Source organism: Oligoflexus sp. (assembly GCF_035712445.1).
In the GTDB taxonomy this organism is placed as follows: domain Bacteria; phylum Bdellovibrionota_B; class Oligoflexia; order Oligoflexales; family Oligoflexaceae; genus Oligoflexus.
On sequence record NZ_DASTAT010000100.1, the window covers coordinates 55,967 to 74,749 of the forward strand.

At 54.3% G+C, this 18,783-nt stretch carries 19 protein-coding genes; 9 read left to right on the forward strand and 10 right to left on the reverse strand.

Annotation, left to right across the window (positions count from 1 at the left end; translation table 11 throughout):
* Positions 1-26: 26 nt before the first annotated feature.
* Positions 27-1,316 carry a bifunctional diaminohydroxyphosphoribosylaminopyrimidine deaminase/5-amino-6-(5-phosphoribosylamino)uracil reductase RibD gene (ribD, locus tag VFO10_RS22290; RefSeq protein WP_325144194.1) on the forward strand — a complete coding sequence of 430 codons (1,290 nt, stop codon included), beginning with the start codon at positions 27-29 and terminating at the stop codon, positions 1,314-1,316.
* Here ribD and aroC read toward each other — a convergent pair.
* Together aroC and VFO10_RS22300 are read right to left on the reverse strand one after the other, a co-directional pair.
* Entirely contained in the window at positions 1,313-2,422 is a 1,110-nt protein-coding gene (aroC, locus tag VFO10_RS22295; RefSeq protein WP_325144195.1) for a chorismate synthase, read from the reverse strand. The genes ribD and aroC overlap by 4 nt on opposite strands.
* 168 nt (positions 2,423-2,590) lie before the next feature.
* Positions 2,591-3,286, reverse strand: coding sequence for a response regulator transcription factor (locus VFO10_RS22300; protein ID WP_325144196.1), 696 nt, complete (start codon positions 3,284-3,286; stop codon positions 2,591-2,593).
* Positions 3,287-3,530: 244 nt separating this feature from the next.
* Here VFO10_RS22300 and VFO10_RS22305 point away from each other — a divergent pair, with 244 nt between their 5' ends.
* Both VFO10_RS22305 and VFO10_RS22310 read left to right on the forward strand, forming a co-directional pair.
* Positions 3,531-5,006, forward strand: coding sequence for a sensor histidine kinase (locus VFO10_RS22305; RefSeq protein ID WP_325144197.1), 1,476 nt, complete (start codon positions 3,531-3,533; stop codon positions 5,004-5,006).
* Positions 5,007-5,093: 87 nt separating this feature from the next.
* The gene (locus VFO10_RS22310; protein WP_325144198.1) at positions 5,094-6,020 is read left to right on the forward strand and encodes a PstS family phosphate ABC transporter substrate-binding protein; all 927 of its coding nucleotides are present in this window, start codon (positions 5,094-5,096) and stop codon (positions 6,018-6,020) included.
* A gap of 72 nt (positions 6,021-6,092) precedes the next feature.
* On the opposite strand, the gene VFO10_RS22315 is transcribed toward VFO10_RS22310, so the two are convergent.
* The 3 genes from VFO10_RS22315 to VFO10_RS22325 all read right to left on the reverse strand — a co-directional run bounded on the left by VFO10_RS22315 (position 6,093) and on the right by VFO10_RS22325 (position 8,396).
* Positions 6,093-6,470, reverse strand: coding sequence for a hypothetical protein (locus VFO10_RS22315; RefSeq protein ID WP_325144199.1), 378 nt, complete (start codon positions 6,468-6,470; stop codon positions 6,093-6,095).
* A 37-nt stretch (positions 6,471-6,507) separates the two neighbouring features.
* On the reverse strand, positions 6,508-7,533 hold the full coding sequence (locus VFO10_RS22320; protein ID WP_325144200.1) for a hypothetical protein: 1,026 nt from the start codon (positions 7,531-7,533) through the stop codon (positions 6,508-6,510).
* Between the two features lie 374 nt (positions 7,534-7,907).
* The gene (locus tag VFO10_RS22325; RefSeq protein ID WP_325144201.1) at positions 7,908-8,396 is read right to left on the reverse strand and encodes a hypothetical protein; all 489 of its coding nucleotides are present in this window, start codon (positions 8,394-8,396) and stop codon (positions 7,908-7,910) included.
* A gap of 198 nt (positions 8,397-8,594) precedes the next feature.
* On the opposite strand from VFO10_RS22325, the gene VFO10_RS22330 reads away from it, so the two are divergent.
* Both VFO10_RS22330 and VFO10_RS22335 read left to right on the forward strand, forming a co-directional pair.
* Complete coding sequence (locus VFO10_RS22330) at positions 8,595-9,095, forward strand: DUF333 domain-containing protein (protein WP_325144202.1); 501 nt, start codon at positions 8,595-8,597, stop codon at positions 9,093-9,095.
* Between the two features lie 87 nt (positions 9,096-9,182).
* Entirely contained in the window at positions 9,183-9,809 is a 627-nt protein-coding gene (locus tag VFO10_RS22335; RefSeq protein ID WP_325144203.1) for an exopolysaccharide biosynthesis protein, read from the forward strand.
* A gap of 79 nt (positions 9,810-9,888) precedes the next feature.
* Here VFO10_RS22335 and VFO10_RS22340 read toward each other — a convergent pair whose 3' ends face one another.
* From VFO10_RS22340 to kdsB, 5 genes are all read right to left on the reverse strand, one after another.
* Entirely contained in the window at positions 9,889-10,326 is a 438-nt protein-coding gene (locus VFO10_RS22340; RefSeq protein WP_325144204.1) for a hypothetical protein, read from the reverse strand.
* A 9-nt stretch (positions 10,327-10,335) separates the two neighbouring features.
* Positions 10,336-10,770: a hypothetical protein gene (locus VFO10_RS22345; RefSeq protein ID WP_325144205.1), complete on the reverse strand. Its 435-nt coding sequence runs from the start codon at positions 10,768-10,770 to the stop codon at positions 10,336-10,338.
* A gap of 126 nt (positions 10,771-10,896) precedes the next feature.
* Positions 10,897-11,991: a metal-dependent hydrolase gene (locus tag VFO10_RS22350; RefSeq protein WP_325144206.1), complete on the reverse strand. Its 1,095-nt coding sequence runs from the start codon at positions 11,989-11,991 to the stop codon at positions 10,897-10,899.
* Between the two features lie 55 nt (positions 11,992-12,046).
* A complete protein-coding gene (locus VFO10_RS22355; RefSeq protein WP_325144207.1) occupies positions 12,047-15,094 on the reverse strand; it encodes a hypothetical protein in 3,048 nt (1,015 codons plus the stop codon).
* Positions 15,069-15,809 (reverse strand): 3-deoxy-manno-octulosonate cytidylyltransferase, encoded by a 741-nt coding sequence (gene kdsB, locus VFO10_RS22360; protein ID WP_325144208.1) that lies wholly within the window; start codon positions 15,807-15,809, stop codon positions 15,069-15,071. The genes VFO10_RS22355 and kdsB overlap by 26 nt, the downstream gene beginning before the upstream one ends.
* Positions 15,810-15,981: 172 nt before the next feature.
* Between kdsB and VFO10_RS22365 the strand changes: the two genes are divergently transcribed.
* Genes VFO10_RS22365 through VFO10_RS22380 form a run of 4 tightly spaced genes read left to right on the forward strand, consistent with a single transcriptional unit; the run spans position 15,982 to position 18,745 of the window.
* The gene (locus tag VFO10_RS22365; RefSeq protein ID WP_325144209.1) at positions 15,982-16,434 is read left to right on the forward strand and encodes a hypothetical protein; all 453 of its coding nucleotides are present in this window, start codon (positions 15,982-15,984) and stop codon (positions 16,432-16,434) included.
* A gap of 19 nt (positions 16,435-16,453) precedes the next feature.
* Positions 16,454-17,308, forward strand: coding sequence for a hypothetical protein (locus tag VFO10_RS22370; protein ID WP_325144210.1), 855 nt, complete (start codon positions 16,454-16,456; stop codon positions 17,306-17,308).
* Positions 17,309-17,360: 52 nt separating this feature from the next.
* A complete protein-coding gene (locus VFO10_RS22375; RefSeq protein ID WP_325144211.1) occupies positions 17,361-18,410 on the forward strand; it encodes a glycosyltransferase family 9 protein in 1,050 nt (349 codons plus the stop codon).
* A gap of 14 nt (positions 18,411-18,424) precedes the next feature.
* Entirely contained in the window at positions 18,425-18,745 is a 321-nt protein-coding gene (locus VFO10_RS22380) for a hypothetical protein (protein WP_325144212.1), read from the forward strand.
* Positions 18,746-18,783: the final 38 nt, after the last annotated feature.

Below are 18,783 nucleotides of genomic sequence, written 5' to 3' on the forward strand. Positions count from 1 at the left end.
GAAATTGCTAAGTACGGATGGACGCGTTGAAAGCCGATACTTTACATCCCCTCAAGGCTGGTTTTGGCTTCGGAGGTTACATACCCCGTGCGCTTGATGCCGCCGTGGGCCAGGATTTCCCGACTCGCCTCGATGACGAGGCCTGGATGCAGCTGGCCCTTTTGGAATCCATGGAAGGCATTGGCCGAACCTGCCCGAATCCCCCTGTGGGAGCGGTCCTGGTGAAAGATGGACGCCTGATCAGTAAGGGAGCAACCCTGGCCTATGGGGACCGGCATGCCGAGCGGGTGGCGCTGGATGCGGTGACCGATCGGAGTCTTCTGAAGGGCGCGACGTGTTATGTCACCTTGGAACCTTGTGCCGGAACGGGTCGGCAGCCGCCGTGCACCGAAGCGCTTTTGGCGTCGGGTATAAGCCGTATCGTGGTGGGCGCTCTGGATCCGCATCCCAAGGCCGCAGGGCAGGGACTCAAGGCGCTGGCCCAGGCTGGAATCACCGTGGAAACCGATGTGCTGGGCGGCGAATGCCGCGCCTGGCTTTTTCCTTTTCTGGCCTATCAGCAGCTGCAAAGGCCGGTGGTGATCGGCAAGTGGGCGCAGACTTTGGATGGGCATCTGGCCGATGATCACGGTCGTTCCCAATGGATATCCGGAAAAAAAGCCCGAGCCTATACGCATTGGCTTCGGCAGAAATATGACGCCATCCTGGTCGGAGTCGGCACCGCCCTTGCGGATGCCCCGAGTCTGACCGTAAGGGATGCCGCTCCGCCTTTGCATCGGCAGCCGCATAAAATTATTTTTGATCCCAAAGGCCGCCTGGCGACCGGACAGCCCGAGGTTTTTCAAAACCTTCGCCGTGGTTTGAAGCCGGAAGGTCCCGTCCTTTTTTATGCAGTCGAGGCTCCCAACTGGAGGCATGCGCCGTGGATGGATGCCTTTTCTGATGTCATCGAGCCGGTTTTGATGCCGCCTCAATGTTCCTGGCTGGAATTTTTACGACTTCTTGATCATCAGCATCGTGCGCGCCTTGGACGCGAGCTGCAATCCATCATGGTGGAAGGCGGCGCGCAAATCCTGACGCTTTTGGTGCGGGATGAACTTTTGGATGCGCTGCAGGTTTTTGTGCGCACGGGAATTTTAGGGGGGAGTCGGCATCGCATCGGACGACTCGATGCGCGTGATGGAGCCAGCGCACCGCCGACCAATCCGCTTTTGGATCTGAACGCGCGGCATGATTTCCAGCTCGTCAGCACCCAGCAGCTGGGTGATGACGTGGTATTGGAATGCGCGCATCGGCGTTTTACATTCTGGACTTAAACGTGATGCGGCCCGCGCAGATGAGCGAAGGGCAGCTGCCTCAGGACATGATCCATCACGCAGAGTAAAGCCATCGCTTCCACCATCGGCACAGCGCGCGGCAGAACGCAGGGATCATGACGACCCGCCTTGGGTTTCATCACGAGTTCCTGACCCTGGCGATCGACGGTTTGCTGGTCTTTAAAAATGGTGGCCACGGGTTTGAAGGCCACGCGCATATAGATGTATTCCCCGTTGGAAATACCGCCCTGAATGCCGCCGGAGCGATTGCTCTCGGTGCGGATTTTCCCCTCGCGATTCACAAAGGCATCGTTGTGTTCCGATCCATAAAGATAGGTGGACGCGAAACCCATGCCGATTTCAAAACCCTTGCTCGCGGGTAAACTCATCATGCCTTTTGCAAGATCGGCTTCGAGTTTATCAAAGACGGGCTCACCGAGTCCCACAGGGCATTGACTGATGCCGCAGAAGATAGTGCCGCCAACGCTGTCGCCGGTTTTCTTGGCGTGAATGATCAGTTTTTCCATGGCATCGCGCTGGGCTTCATCGGGACAGCGCAGCGGGTGTTCCTCGACCTTATCCCGCGTGAGCGCCTCACCATAATCCGTGCGGCCCTGCACATCCTTCACGCGATCGACATACGCGACCACTTTAAAACCAGGGATCAGCTGCTGCAAAACAAGTTCCGCGACCGCAGCTGCAGCCACACGACCGATGGTTTCCCGCGCGCTCGCACGACCCCCGCCCGAGGGTGCTTTCACACCGTATTTCGCATCGGTCGTATAATCGGCGTGCGAGGGACGATAGACATCCTGCAAATCGTTATAGTGATCCTTCTTCGCATCCTGATTCCTGACGATCAGAGTGATCGGAGTTCCGAGACTCACGTCATCCACCAGACCCGATAGGCATTCCACCCGATCGAGTTCCCCACGCGGACTCGCGAGGTGACTCTGTCCCGGACGGCGCCGATCGAGCTGCTTTTGAATATATTCGATGTCAATCTTATGCCCGGCCGGGCAGCCGTCGATGACGACACCCACAGCCCCACCATGCGATTCGCCGAAGGTCGTCACGCGGAATAGTTCGCCGAAAGTATTGGCCATTTTCTCTTCCCTGGGCGCGTTGCGCCGTCATGTGGACACAGGAGTGTTCCTTATAATAGGAAGTAATAGCCGAATTGAGGCTCTTTTCAAAGAGGGGATGTCGGCCTTTTCTGTCCTCAGTTTGGGAAGTTTACCGGCCTGTAGTGGGTCGGCAAGGGAATGTCCAACTCAGGCTTTGCGGAAGCGATAACCCATGCCGCGGACGGTTTCGATAAGATCCCGCGAGGGGCCCAGCTTTTTACGGATGGATCGCACATGCACGTCAATATTTCGATCGACCAGCAGACCGCCGCCACCCGTAACGGCTTCGAGGAGCTGATCCCGTGAAAGAACCATTCCGGGTTTGGCAACAAGAGCTTCAAAAATTCGGAATTCAGCCAAAGTCATCGGAATATTTTCGCTGGCCACCGTCACCTGATGCTGGGCTCTATCCAGTTCGACCGTTCCTTCCTTCAGAATGCCTGTGCTGGCACGAGGCCTTGCGATCGGCGTCTGCAGTTGACTGCGCAGCCGCGCATAGACGCGGGCGACGAGTTCCTTGATGCCGAAGGGCTTGGTGATATAGTCATCCGCGCCCAGTCCAAGCCCGAAAACGATATCGGTCTCTTCGCTCTTCGCTGTCAGCATGATAACCGGGGTCAAGCTCGTGTCAGCGTTTTGCCGAACACGCTGGCAGATTTCAATGCCGTTGACGGCAGGGAGCATGAGGTCGAGAATGATAAGGTCATGCCTTCCATGCAAGGCCTGGTCGAGCCCTTCCGCACCATCGCTGCAAAGAGTCACCTCAAAGCCTTCGCGTGCAAGATTGTATTCCAGGAGTTCCCTGATATCGCTGTCATCTTCAATGACAAGTATCTGCTTCATGTGATCTCCGTTCGACTGATTGCCATCGAGTTTTGTTTGCATTACGGCTGAAAAGTCAGGGAATGACGAGTGTTCTTATGCCTTTGAAGCGTTTGTGGCCCCACTTTCCCCGTCCATGGTCGAACACTGTATTATATAATAACCGGATATACGGAAGCTCAAAAGTCAAAGCCGGGGCATTCTTTCTCAAAGCTCCGTCCAGCGAAGACTCCAGGTCCTTGCCGACACCGATTCGAGGGCACTTATGTTTAGCTCCAGGTTCTTTTGGAATAATTTCCTGTCCTATGTGCTCGTCATCCTTATCACGACATTCATGGTGTCTTATCTCCTGGTGATCAAGGCCGAGGAATTCATCGAAGAGACCGCGCTTGAAGTCCTGCGCGAGAAACTCGTATTCTTTGAACCCTACTTCGCCGATGGCATCGTATGGCGCGATCCTGAAACGATCAAGCACCTTGTGCAGATGGCGCGTGAAGCGAAGACCCGGCTGTCCGTGCTGGACGAATCGGGCGCCATTCTTATGGAATCGGAGGTTGAGGAAATCACGCCTTCAGAAAAACAGAAGCGCACTCCCGAGCTGCGTGAGGCGGCCGAGCAGGATATCGGTATTGCCAAGCGGTATTCCGATGTGAAGGCCTCGCAAACCCTTTACACGGCGAAGAAGATCCAAACGGAAGAAGGTCCTCTCTTCATTCGATTGGGAGTGCCTGTCCTGAGCCTGCAGGACCGGGTTTCTGAAATATTCGCCGCAATCGCCATAGGAGCCTGTGTCGGCGTGATCGTGTCGCTCCTGATCGCGCTCTTTCTGGTGCGTCGCACGACAGGTCCGATTTCCGAGATGACCAAGGTCGCAGAATCCATCAGCCATGGCGACTATGAAGCGCGCATTCACGATCTTCCTCGCAATGAAATCGGTCAGCTCGGAGAAGCCATCAACCGTCTGGCGGCCGCCGTTCAGGCCAATATTGCTCGTCGTGAGAAAATGGAGCGCATCCGCCGGGAGTTCTCCAGCAATATATCCCATGAATTGAAAACCCCCCTCACATCCATTCGTGGCTATGTCGATACCCTGATGTCGGGGGCCCTGCATGACCCCAAGAAAAACATGCGATTCCTGAAGATCATCGAGTCCAACAGCGAGCGCATGAGCAACCTTGTGAACGACCTCTTGCGTCTTGCGACGATTGAAGCCAATCAGGAAACGATACAGCTGGAAGCTGTGGATTGGCACGCAGTCATCCAGGATGCGGTGGCCCGCCAGCATCCCAAATTGAGCAGCAAAAATATCGAGCTGAAAGTAAGCTTTGAAACCAAGGACACCCTGGTTCGTGGCAATGCCAATGCCATGTCTCACATCCTGGATAATCTTCTTAGCAACGCCATCCGCTATACCCCGGCTGGCGGCAAGGTCGCGATCACCGTGCGACTCCGGGAAAAATGGTGTGAACTCCTGGTCACGGATAACGGGATTGGGATATCCACAACTGATCAGACGCGAATATTCGAACGCTTCTTTCGGGTGGACCAGGCTCGCACCAAAAGCGAGGGCGGAACGGGTCTGGGCCTCGCTATCGTCAAGCATCTGGTCATGCAGCTGCAGGGCAGCGTCGAGGTGGAAAGCGAGCTGGGCAAAGGAACCACCTTCATGGTCCGCTTCGCCGCTGCCTCGAAAGAACAGGTTCTCGCTTTGGATCATGAAGCAAAGGCTGATGCGAGCTGAGCTTCAGTAATGGTTGTCCTCTTTGGACGCAATTTTTGGTAAAATGCCAAGACATGCCACCGCTTTCCTGCTGAAGGAGTGCCTTCAATGTTCCTGCACAATATTCTGCTTGGCCTGGCTCTTGCCTCGAGCGGCTTTCCCACTTTGCACGCGGATAACAGTCTTTCTGGAGAGATTCGCATCGACGGTTCCAGCACTGTCTTTCCCATTGCGAAAGCCGCGGCGGACGAGTTTCAAAAAATTCATCCCGGCACGCGCGTCCAGGTCGGGCTTTCGGGAACGGGCGGAGGTTTCAAAAAATTTGCAGCGGGTGAAATTGATGTGACCAATGCCTCCCGTCCTATCACCGCCCCCGAGGTCAGAAAGCTGGCGGCCAGCAAAGTCGAGTATCTGGAATTGCCGATAGCCTATGACGGGATCGCTGTGGTCGTGAATAAATCCAATAGCTTCGTCAAAGCCATGTCCATCAAAATGCTGCGCGAACTATGGGAGCCGGGAAGCAGGGTCAAGACCTGGAAGCATCTTGATCCAAGCTGGCCTGATCAGCCGATCAAGCTTTACGGACCCGGACCGGAATCGGGGACTTTTGATTTTTTCACCGAGCACGTGATGGGGACGGCGCGCCTCTCGCGCAACGATTTTTTGGCGAGCGAGGATGACAACGTTCTGGTCAATGCTGTGAGCCAGGACCCCCAGGCTCTAGGTTACCTGGGCTTTTCCTATTTGGAAGAGAATAAGAAGCTGCTGCGGAATATTCCCGTCCAAAGTCGATCGAAGTCGGCCATGCTCCCCACGGCCCAGAGTATACAGGATGGGTCGTACGCGCTCTCACGACCGCTTCTTCTCTATACGAATCTAGCCTCGGCGCGCCGGCCTGAGGTCAGGATGTTCATTGAGTTCCTTTTGAAGAATGCAGCCAAGCTCGTAAAAAAGGCTGGTTATGTGCCTTTGCCTGAAGCGGAATACGTCGAATCGCAGAGAAAATTTCAATCGGCATTGCAGCCCAGAAAATAGTCACAAAAAAAGATGAAAGCCCGAAGGTACCTTCAGGCTTTCATTCCAGGGATGGATTAGGGTCTAAGCGTCTTACTCATTGTCAGGGCCTACTTCGATCTCCACTTCACATTCGACTTCAAATGGCTGCCCGGACGCAATAAGTTGCTCAATCACTTTGGGATCAACCTGGGGACAAGCTCGGGCGATGGCTGCGGCCCGTTCGGCCGCCGTGCCGCTGGCAGCTCCGTCCACGGAAGCTGTTGGGGACGAACTGGCTTTGCCGTCTCGTGCGTCCTTGCCCGTGCCTCGAGCGGCTTGATCCACGGTGCGTCCGCTATCGCTCGTATCCGCGTTGCCGGCAGCTTCTGTTCCGGCGATTTTTCCTGTCGTGCTTTCTTTGGCATCGAAAATGCCGGATGAACATCCGCTGCACACAAGCAGGATCAGGGTGAATGCTGGGAATCTCATCGTCAATCTCCTCAAGGTTTGTCGGCGGAATGAATCATCAGCCCGCGGTGGGCTTATAGGTCAGACGGACTTTGGACCCATCCTTGACCTTATCACTGTTCACAAGCGTGACCGTGTTGGTGTCAGGATTGTAAACCCAGTCCGCCGCCGCGAGTTTTGCCTGATCAAGCATCACGCCAATGCCCTTGGGATCGCTTGGCTTTTGGCTCAGCGCGAAGGTCACACTCCGCTGCACCATGTCTTTGGAAAGCCTTGTAATCAAACCGGACCAGTCCGGAGAACAGATATCCAGCATCGACCCGCGGCTGGCTTGCGCGAGAGCGATGTATTCCATACCTATGCCGGAGATATCACAGTTGCCGCCTTCAATGGTGGTCGGAAGACCAACGATAGCACTGAAGGTGGCCTTGGCATTCATAGGATTGAAATCAGCGGCAAGATTTCCGTTGCCATCACCGTTGTCGTCTGAAACTACGACGACTTCGAGATTGGCGTCCTTGCGGAATGCCAGTGGCGTGGGCATGACTACGCCCGACGGTGTCCGATAGGACGCTGCGTACGTGCCTGCGAAGAGAGCATTGAGCTGACTAATGGAATTGCCTGATCCGACTTCCTGATTGATGAAAGCCACTTTTTTGGGATCGACGCCAGGGGGCAGGGCCATCATCAAGTCCATCATCATATGAATCTGAAAGTCGATGCGGCCGGTGTTTAATGCTGATATGAGTCGCCCCATATTCGTCTGCAAGGCATTGATTTCATCATCCATGCTTGCGCTCGTGTCGATGGCGAAGACCATGTCGACTTTAAGAGAAACCGCGTGTTGATCGGTAATGGCCCCGGCCGGCATGCTGCTCGAATCGCCTGAATCAGCGTCCGACGCCTTAGGTGCGCTCATGGCATCTTTGGAATCCGCGCCGGTATCCAAAGGAGGAAGTTCGGCGTCCTCGACTTTCGTGACCGTTTCTTCGGGCTTGGATTCTCCCTGAAACTCTGATTTTTCTGTGCAGGCAAGCAGACCAAGAGTCAGAGCGATGGGCAAGAACACTTGTGTGGCTTTCATATGGAGTCCTCCTTAGCATTGCTACGATGTTCCGTAATGCCTATGAGTTTGCAACTCGCATTCCACGCCAGGCGGCAATTTCGGAGAATCCTTCAAAAAACCGTTTTTACTGTTTTTTTAAAAAATCTTTACAATTCGAAAGCCAAAGGATCCTGTGGCTTTGTAAAGATTTGACAGGTATGGGGCTTCGGAGCGGAAACGGAGTTTAGGGTATATCTTAGTCGAAACAGGTGCTTAAGAGGCATGTCATGTTTCAGAGCAGGGTTTAAAATCGGTCTGACTCTTTACACTATCTTTAAATATCCTTAATTTTAATGACTTAGGGCCCTGTCCGCGACCAAGCGTGTTTGGTTTTTGACAGGACCCAGAGCGCATCAGCCGTTGAGCATCCAGGTCGCGCAGGCGGCGGGCCCAGGGTTTCCCGGGCCCGAATCCTGAAGATTCTGAGCCAGCGAATCGAGTTCCTTGGTGATCCTCGCATCGCTCACCCTGGTCTTCACAAGATTCACCATCTCCACGGGACTCGGCCCACCGATCGCATCGAAGCAGGAAAGACCATTTTTAAGCTGCGCTGTATCCTGCTCGGCCAGATTCTGCTGCAGCCAAAGGCTTCCGACGCTGATCACGAAGCCTTCCATCCAGCCGCGATTGGGCAGTACGACATTCGCATCCCCAGGCGATGGATTCTGAGGATCATTCCAGGTTTGCAAAGTTTCCTTGGCAAACACGGCTGATTGATAAACAGCATAACCCACGCCACCGATGACCAATGCGAAAAGGGCCATCAGGGTCACGCCGATCACGATGATTTTCTTTTTATAACGGGCCCAGAGCGAATACTTGATGCTGTTCTGATAACGCATAAGGGTCTCCTTGCTTGTGCCGGACTTGCCTCAAAGGCGAGTATGAACGAAAGCGATGACTTTGTTAAAATAGATAAACACTCTATTTTACTTCGTTTGATGCGATATGGGGTGCTTCCCCTGCTTTTCAAGCCTTTGGTTCCGTGTTACGAGAACACCTGAGTTCAAAACCATGTTGTTCCAACCGCTGGAGGTTTTATGAACAGATTTTTTCCCACTCTCGCTTCCCTGGCGCTGTCTTTATCCCTTCCTCCCTTGTCCATGGCTGGTGTCGCACTTCCCAACCCGGCCTCGCAGCTCTGCGTGGAGTTGGGCGGGGCCCTGAAACCCTATGTCCAGGAGGACGGCGGTGCGGTGAGTCTTTGCGCTTTTCAGGATGATGTCTATCTCAACGGACTGATCGAAGAATGGACCCTTTATCGTTATAAAAAGGGTGACGCCGCGCAGTCGTTGGCGGTGAAAGCCTACTTTGATCACGTTGCCTATCAGGCTCCCACCGAGGGACCTGTGGGCCATCCCGCTCTGCGTTACTGCGAGCAGGTCGGCGGAACACGATACATCATCACCGAGGCTTCGGGTGATGAATCGGGTGTTTGTAAATTTGAAGATGGATCGCAGCTTGAAGAGTGGACCCTCTTCCGTGGGCCGGAGGTTCATAAGAGTTTGACCAAAGTGCTTGAAAACGGAACTCAAGATTAACGTCAGACGCTGTCCCTGCCAAATCCAGCTCCCCTCCAGAGTATTTTTTTGAGATAAGATCAGGGAATACTTCTGAAAGGGGTTGGCATGGAACAAAGCAAAAGTCGTGGACCACTTCTCGATCATTTGGACGAGATCGAGGCGCGTTGCCTTCAGGGTGACCCGCGTTTGAAGGACATCATCGACATCTTCGGAGCCGATGGTCATTACGTCCTTATACTGTTCTTTATCCTGCCTTTTCTGCAACCGATCCCTTTATTTGGTCTCTCGACACCCTTTGGTCTTGTGATCGCAGCGATCGCGGTCTTATCCTATCTGCAAAAACCTGCCTTTATTCCAGAGCGCTGGGCCGAGCGCAAACTGAGTGCTGCGACGGTGAAGCGCATAGCTGTGGGTTCGGAAAGGATTTTTGAAAAGATCGGCTTTCTCTTGCACCCCCGCATGAAGTATATGCTCCAGGGGCCTTTCAAGTTACTGAATGCCATCCTCCTTGTGTTCAACGCTGTGCTCCTGGCCCTGCCCTTGCCGATACCGTTTTCCAATACTCTTCCGGCCTGGATGATTATGTTTCAAACTTTGGCTCACCTGGAAGAAGACGGTGTGTTCGCCATCTTATCTTACGTTCAGACGTTGATCTGTCTCATCTATTTCAGCTTAATCTGGTTCGGACTCGGCACGGGCATCGAATTTCTCGACAAGCAAAAACTGTTTTAGCGACCAGGATCGCTATCGAGGAGAGCGGGATCGCGCGTCGAGCCGTGACGAAGATATGTCAGGGCCTTTACCATTGAAATCAATCGACCAGGGCCCCTGCATTGCGATTTTCCAGATAAGCCACCAATGCCGCGCGATCAGCTGGGCGCAGAGTATAGCGCTGCTGCGTAGGTGGCGGCATCAGGCTGTCCTTGACCTGCATCAGGATATTCGGTGACGCCATCACGGTCGTCGCATCCGCATGACAGCCTGCAAAGATGCAGCTGCCGCGAACCAAAGCCAAGGCCTGAGCTTCATTCAGGGGTGCTGGAGCCGGAGTGGCGCCCGGCGTTGGAGTTGCTTTGGGAGTGGTCCCAGACGTGGGAGCGTCCGACCCTTGCGTCTGTTTTTCGCTGACATCAAGCTCCCCTGCTGGGGAAGTTTCCTGCACCGAGCGTCCGCGATAATCGCTCGACTGCTCGGTGCAGGCCAGTCCAGAAAACATAATGCTGAAGCTTGTCATCCAGGCCTTTGCCATGACACCGCCTTAATTAAATGTTCTTTCGGCCACTGCCGGGCAAAAGTTCTCGCTTGTGAAGCCCTCGGCGCGCATATCACGGACGGTTTTGCCGTCAAGCGTTCGCTTATCAAAGAGGATATAGGTTGCTGGAATGGATTGGGGGCCGATCGCGACAGGGCATTTAAGCAAGGGCTTGGATGTGGCGTCGAGAACAGGAAGCGTGGCTGGGCAAGGACCAGCCTTGGTTTCAAAACTCTGGATGGTATAGGCGGCGGCATCAAGTTTGGCCTTATCAACTTCCACGCAGCCCCAGGCTACCGAGAAAAAATGAATGTACACACTTGAGGCAGCGGCAGGCTGTCCATCGGCAGCCTGCTGGGCGCCTCCCGTGGTCGATGACTGGGAACATGCCGAATACATGGCCGCCATTGCCAGCATGCAGAGTTTGAGACGCTTCATCATTCTGAGCCTCATCTATAAAAATGCTTTTACGGGGCGCGTAAAGGATCGGTAAAAACGGCTGAAAACTTGAGGTTTTTTGTCCCTGTACGATTTAACATAAAGGTTTTGATAGGTTTCCACCGTGATTCAAAGGGGAACAAAAGTTTCGACCATTCCAATCCCCCTCCCTTCGTTCTGATCAGGACGCACATAGCGGAGATCACGAATCACGACTCGATAACCCTGTTCAAGCACCTCTACGTCATAGATTGGAAAACGCATCCAATTCACAAAGCCACGAATATCAGGGTTGGAAAGCGCCTTATGAATGATGGGATCCTGTTTGGGAAGCGGTATGCGTTCAAAGCGTTGCTCTATCTCAGCATGATTGAAAACAGGAACCAGCAATCCATAGTAGTGCGTGGAACTCACCGCAACGACTTCGCGATAAAATGGATTGGCAGGCAAAGGTCCTGTCATGACGTCTGTAACATCCTCACCATGATTCGTACGAATCCAATCTCTGACCTTGTTCTGGACCTGCTGATTTCCTGCGGAAGTGGCAGCCAGATAAAGACAAAACGCTGCCACGCATCCCAAAGCTAGCATTCTCTGTCGTGATAAGGAGAGGCCACGGATACGCAAAGCTCCAATCACCAGAATACCCAACCACCACACGAGCTTCGCGGCCCAAGGTACAAAGGCGGCTCCCGTGACAAGAGCGGATGTGGCAAGGCCAAGACCAATCCAAAGGACCTGCGACCAACGTGTTTGGGAATAGCCCAGAACAACCGCAGCGCCCATGAGAAGCCACATCCAGGCATCCACAATAAAGAGTGTGTCGCCATAAAACCAGCGTCCGCTGAAGGGCATGAGCAGGCGCACGCCATAGGTATTAAGCCAATCCAGAAGGGGATGACTGATCACTCCGATATAAGCCAGCAGCATGATTTGAAGGGGCCTGGCTGGGCTGAGATCCGTGCGGTGTCGCCTTCGTACCAGGCGATCAAAAGCCAGGATAGCAGCGGTCAGCAGAAGAGGCAGGAGCAATTGCGCGACAATTCCATGGGTCAGACCCCGACGGTAAAAGAGAGACGCATCCGAACCCAAAAAACTCATGACACCGTCGATATCCGGAAGATTCGCGCCGATGACCAGAGTCGCCGTGGCAAGAGGCGTGAGTTTACGCAGACCTGTTTGAGCCAGAGTAGCTCCAGCCAGAGTATGGGCGATGGGGTCCAAGGCAAGTCCTCCACTTCAAACCAAAAAAGCAGTGTGCAAACAGCGCAGCTCCAGCCTAACGTTTATCCTGATCAATCAAAGCATCAAACCCAATCAAGCCGAAAACTTCCCAATCCTGTCCAACGACCTGACCGGTACCAAGCCCCACATTGAGTTTCACGCCTTTGACATCCGCCTGAAGATCGAGCTTATAACCATGCGCCGCGGTTCCGCTATCAAAGCGCGGATCAATCTGCTGAAACCAGGCGCGGCCGTAGTTATAAAACGCAGTCGCATCAAGGCGCTGCAAATAAACGATATGCAGAAGCTTGGCAATATCCGCGACCAAAGGAGTGGTCCAGGCGAATTGCAGACGGCCCTGGGTATCACCGTACTGAAGGTTGGTCAGATAAGGATCGCCGTAAAGCTGGGAATTGATCTCGTTCAAACCGCCGCCGCTGCCGGGAATAAACGTTCTTAGAGGACTATAGGCTTCCTGCAGGAACTTGCGCCGGCTCCCGCGGACGCGACTATAGGAAGCTCCCCAGCTTTGCGAGGTCGGCTGGCCGAGGATCGAAATGGGAATGCCCATGTTGATGCCGACGCCGGTTTTCTCATAGTCGTAGTTGGCATTGAACTGCTTGGAGGCAATCGAACTATTCAGATAGTAACTCAGATAGCCCCAGTGAAAGCCGTGCGATTTGCTGAGGCCGATGTTGAATTCGCGCAGATAACCCTTGGCCAGAACATCCCAGAGCGCATCATCACCGAGATAGGGAATCATCCAGGCGTTCTTAAGGGAAAGGCTCAGACTCAGACCCAGGGAATGAATATAACGCAAAGCGCCGATTTCAGCCCCGCGTTCATCAAAGTAATAGGAATCCGGTCCATAGTTTCTGTTCCAGGTCTGACGCCGGAAAACATCCAAAGTATAAGTCGTTTTAAAGCGGGTGGTGTAAGCACTTAACTGAATATCTGGATAACGGCTCTCGGCCCCATAAAGCGCAATCAACTGCACATGCTCGTTCTGCATATGATCCATCAAAGGAACTGTTAAAGCACCATAGGAAAGCCCGAGCGCATCATAACCAATCCAGGGAAAGGCAAACACCGGTCGTCCGCGCCAGTTGATATCCTCAGCATCCTTGATCGGAGCCCCTTGTCTTTGTCCCAGGATCGGCGCACTGGCTATCCGTTTCTGATCATCGGCAATCGAAGCTTCCGCCCGGTTCTGCCAGGGATCGGCCTGGGCCATGAGTTCTTTCAAAGGCTTCTGCGTATCATGCATGGCCCTTATCAATGGGGAAGTCGGTTCATCATGCAAGCGGCAGGGTTTTACCGGCGCATCAATGTGATTGGTCTTCACCAGCAGCGCTCCGCTTTCCTGCCAGAGGGCCATCATCAGAAGATCGCTGGTGCTGTTATGAAGACTCGTCACGATATTTGCAAGATCCCGTTCCTCGACGCAGCGGCCGTCCTTATCCAATCGCCGCAGAAAATGATGCGAGCGATCCGCGAGCGCCAACCATGTATCCCGCGCATTGAATGCTACAGAAATAGGCTTCCCACGCAGATTCTGAGGCAAATCCCGAAGCCGCCCATCCTCAGGTGACCAGCGCAGAATCTGATGCCGATCCCCGTAAAGCGTTTCTTCCGAACGATTCAGCCAGACTTCGGTCATCGTATCGTTCTCACCGAGCGAACGATACCCGAGGATATTCAAACTCTGCGGATAGGTCGCAACCAAAGGACAGCGGATATCAGCATTCTTCAAACGCTGACCCTTTTCCACCAGCTGCCGCGGGGCCCAGCATAGCTGATTCTTCTCCAAAAACTCTTCAAACCAGACCAGCTTGTCATCACTCATAAAGAGCTGGGAAATATAAGCCGATCGCGTCATCAGCGGAACCTTGGCCTCGCCCTTTTGAATCCAAAGAGTCCGCTTCGGATCCAGATTGTCATTCACTTCACCCGTGGTGAAGAGAAGATAATTCTTCCGCACCAGCCTCACCGTTAAGGCATCATCCGGCAGGCTTACCCCGCGCTTATAATCCTGCGCGATATCGTTCTTCCAGGTCACTTCCGCTTCAAAAAGATCCCCGCCCTCACGCTGCACAAACATCAGTTTGTCGCCGCGGCTCTGAAAGGAGAAGGTGGAGTTGAAGGTGATGGCTTCTCCCGGCAAACCCAGACCTGGCGTGCTGGCCGGAAGCGTTTCGTAAGGTTTGAGTTCAAGACCCTTGTTCGTCCACCGATAGAACGCAAGATCCTGCTGGCTCTTCCAATATTTGGTCGCTGCCGCCTTATAGTCCTCGTAAAGCTGCGGCCCGTTTTTCCCCGTATAATTTTCCAGAGCCTGGTCCATCGGCATGAACCCATTGAACGGCACAAAAGTCCAAGGCCACCACCAGGGCATGCTGTAGTCATAAAAATCCCGCATCACCTGTGGTAGCTTACTCGCATCGTAGGTCCTTAAAATATAGGATACGAAGGCCCCCGAGATCGCATAGCCAATCGTCGAGAAGCGACTGCCATCATAAAGCGCATGCAGCTTGTCATAACTCGGCCAGTTGCCATGGAGCGCATAATACCGTTCGATCCCATACTGAAGATCCGAACCATTCGAAACGCTCATCGCCTCGGCCAGGCCCTCGATCCACCAGGCCGGCATCCAGGGCAGGTGAATGATACTGCCTGCCGGTCCGAAGATATTATCAAGGTGCCGATACATGCTGCTGTGCGTGTACTCATGCCAGGCAAGGTCGCGCCCCCCACGACCCAGCGTCTGAAGTTCCACGGCATCGGTAATGAAGTTGGCAAACGAGGGGTTGGATGTGGTCGACGACAGGATCACTTTCAAAGGTTCCGTGCGCTTCACCTGCAGCCACTCTTCCAGCTTCGGTCGTGCCGATTCCAGGGATTCCAGAACCAGCTGACCTTCGTGCGGCGTCCGCGCATCGTGATAGATGAAAAAGTTGGGTGTTTGAATTTCTTTGTAGATAAGGTCGCCCTGGTTACGGCCAAAGCCGATCGGCAGGGCGAGCGAGACTTCAGGGACCAGCGGCGCGAACGTGAGCACAAGCGTAAGCAGGGTCCGCTTACGAAGGGGGCGAAAAGCGAGCACGGGCAGCCTCTAAATCTTCGGGTGTATCGATCCCGATCGCGGGATGGTCGGCAACACTGACGACAATGGGAATATTGTGCCCGAGTGCGCGCAGTTGCTCCAGACTTTCCGCCAACTCCAAAGCATGCTGGGGAAGTCCACAGAACTTCTGCAGAGTCTCTGAAGAAAACGCGTAAACCCCGAGGTGCTGCCAGAAATATGTGAAAGTTTGTGGTGCTCTGTAATAGGGAAGAGGCGATCGGGAAAAGTACAAAGCCTGATGCGCGTCATTCACCACGAGCTTGACACAGTTGGGATTGTCATAATCCGCGCGCCGACTATTCTTATGCATCATGGTCCCCATGCCCGCGCCGCGCTCGCTCATCAGGCGGGCCAGGGTCTCCAGGTCCTTGGTGTTCACAAAAGGCTCGTCCCCTTGAACATTCATGATAAAGGCCCTGGGCCGTTTCCGGGCCACTTCCGCACAACGATCGGTGCCGCTTTGATGAGCAGCGTCGGTCATCACGCTTGGGACCTGATGCTGGCGGCAGGCGTCCATGACCCTTTCGCTGTCGGTGGCGACGACGACATCCGCACCCATGTCGGCCAACGGTTTCAGGCGTTCATAAACGCGCACGACCAGGGGTTTGCCACAGAGGTCGGCCAGAGGCTTTTCGGGAAGACGGGTCGAGCTGAGACGGGCTGGGATTACGATAAGCCAATTGTTCCAGATCATTTGAAAGGCCTTTTTGCTAAAGGGGCACAAACCTCGGCAGTATAATCGGGAACCGCCGAAGGCTCAGCAAAAACCGCAGATCCCGATCCAATGGGCAGTCATACTTGCCACTCCCTCTCAATCGGGGGTATTCTATTAATTGCATTCAAATAAAAATTTGGGGTGCCGGAACATGGCTCAAAATGGTGCGCGAAAATACGATGCCGGGGCCGCTGCGTTTTTCGTCGAAACGCTCTGCCAGGACGCAGACACCTTGCTTCGCTTTGGTTTTGCGATGACGCTCAGCGAAGAAATCGCCGGGCGCCTTGTGTACAAGACCTATGAATCCATCGTTCCGAGCTTGCCGGAACTTTTGAACAAGGACGCAGGGGTCATCCGCCTGCAGCTTCTCCGCCGGGCGTGGGAACTGCATCACGAGATGAATCAGGAAGGCAGCAGCAGCGAGAACGTGCTCTATCCGCTTCTGAAGCCCCTGGACCTGGAAACCAGGAGCTGCCTGTTCCTGGTCGATGTCGTCGGCCTGTCGATGGACGAGGCGCGCGAGATCACCAAGATGGACGAGAACGAACTCCGTCGCTACCTGACTATCGGTCGCAAAAGACTGCTCAGTTTTCGTTTTGAATAAGTGAGGGGAGGACCGAGGCATGGCGCAGAAATCCGCGGCATTGAGCGATGAAGAATTTGTATTTGGCTATCTCTCCGAATATCTGGACGAGACGCTGCCCAATGATCAACGCAAACGCTTTGAAGATGTCGTTCAGCGTTTGAAAATGGACAGCCTCGCGACCGACTACGGCATCCGCCGCGGTCGTCTGCAGATCGAAGCCCAGAGGCTTTATCTCGACGAAAAACACATGCATGACATCCACGACCTCGTCGAGGATGATGCCGCCCGTGCGAATCACGAAGCCCATGACATTGATGATGTCGGCCGTTCGGAGCTGGTGGGCAACGCCTTCCGCTTCGTGATCCTGATCGGCTTTCTGGCCCTCATGATCTTCGGTGCCATCAAATTCTTCGGCCCCGAGAAAAAAGCGCCTTTCAAAGCTTTGGATTCGCTGATTTATGAAGCCATCGTCATGGCGGAAGACGCCGAGGGTCGCCTCGATTTTCCCACCGATAAACTCAGCGAGCTGAATTCCTACTTCAAACGCTATCCCGAACTCGGCTTCACACCCAAGGATATGCGCGAGCCCGGTGGTGATTGGGAGCTGAACGGCGGAACGGTCATCGACTACGAAGTGGCGAAGATCATGGCCGTACAGTTTGCCGGGAAAAACAGCCGTGAAAAACTCTACCTCTTCCTTTGGGACGGCAAGCTCGAGCAGCTGCCCAAATCGGAACCCGGTAATTTTCAGGGTCTTGTGTATCAGACCTATGCTTCCGACAAATGGAATATCGTCGCCTGGCAGGCGGCTCCTGGTGTGACCGGCATGATGGTCGGACATCGCGGCGCCAAGGAACTGGCCGAGCTGGCGTTTAAAGTTGTCGGTCTTTGATCCCTGCGGTATGGTCGCACCCTCGGTTTCATAAACGGAGCACAGTGCGACCATGGCCCGGAATATCCTCCTCATCCAGCTTCGTCAACTTGGCGATATTTTGCTGACCACACCCTGCTTCCGCGAAATCAAACGCGCCTGGCCTGATGCCCACATCACTTTTCTTTCGCATCCCATGGGTCGACTCATCGTCGATGAAAATCCTTATCTCGCGCGGCATCTGACCTATGACCCGAATGGTGGCTGGCGGCAGGAGCTGCAGCTGATCAAAGAGCTGCGCGCGGCCCGCTATGACCTCGTCCTGGATTTCATGTATAACCCGCGATCGGCGCTTTACGCCCGGGCCAGCGGCTCGCCCCGGCGGCTGGCATTTCCTTCGCGGCGTGCGGTTTTTTTCACCGAAATCATTCCGCAGGCCGGTTTTATTGATTACATCGTGCGCGAGAAATTCCTTTATCTGAAGCATCTCGGCATTCAGCCCCAGGAGCAGCGCCTTGATCTTCCCTGGAGTGAAAAACACACCGGCCCTCTTCTGAAATTCCTGCAGGAGACCCCTGACTTTTCCCAGGCGCCTTTCCGCGTGGCGATCAGTCCCACGCACAGGCGCGACGAACGGCAGTGGCCGATGGAACGTTACGCGGCGATTGCCGATCGCCTGCATCTGGAATGGGGCGCTTCGATCGTCTGGCTTTGGGGACCGGGTGAAGAAGAATTTGTGCGGCGGGTGATGTCCTTTTGCAAGCAGCCCACGCACCTCGCTCCGAAAACCAGTTTCCGCGAACTGGCCGCGCTGATTGCCAACTGTGATGTCTTTATCGGGAATTCCAACGGACCCAGCCACGTCACCGTTGCTGTTGATACGCCGTCTTTACAGATTCATGGTCCGACCTACGCTGCGACCTGGTGCCCCATGAGCGAACGCCATCAGGCCGTGCAGGCCCATGCGGGCACAGCGGAAGGCCGGGGGCCGATCACCGCCGTTACGGAGGCCGAGGTCTGGCAGAGTTTGGAAAAGATGCAGCCACTCTTCAGGAAAACAGCCGAGTCAAGGCAACAAAACGGTGTTAGGATGAGCTGGTCCCCCCTCCTTTTCTCAAAGTAGCGATGGAGTCCATCATGTTCGTCAATCTTTTCCGCGTCGACCCTACTGAGAAGAGCCGATCGCGCAAGTTTTCCTGGCTGCCTCGTTTTGGGATCGTCGTAGATTTTGCAGGGCGTCGCTTTTCATTGCGTCACGCGCCCTTACTTGAAACAATAGCTAATCTGATCGAGCGCGGTCCCACTCGGGGGAATCTGGAAAAGATTGTCACCGAGCAGCTCTATGAGATATCCTTACCGTCCTTGATTCGCCGGAAGACTGTGGATGTCAAGGCCCGTACCATTCATGAAAGGCCGCGGAGGCTGAAGGAACGGGGCAAAAAAGAGAGCGAGAGTTAGTCATCCTTTGGGTTCGCTGGTCCTTAAATCCGATAGGA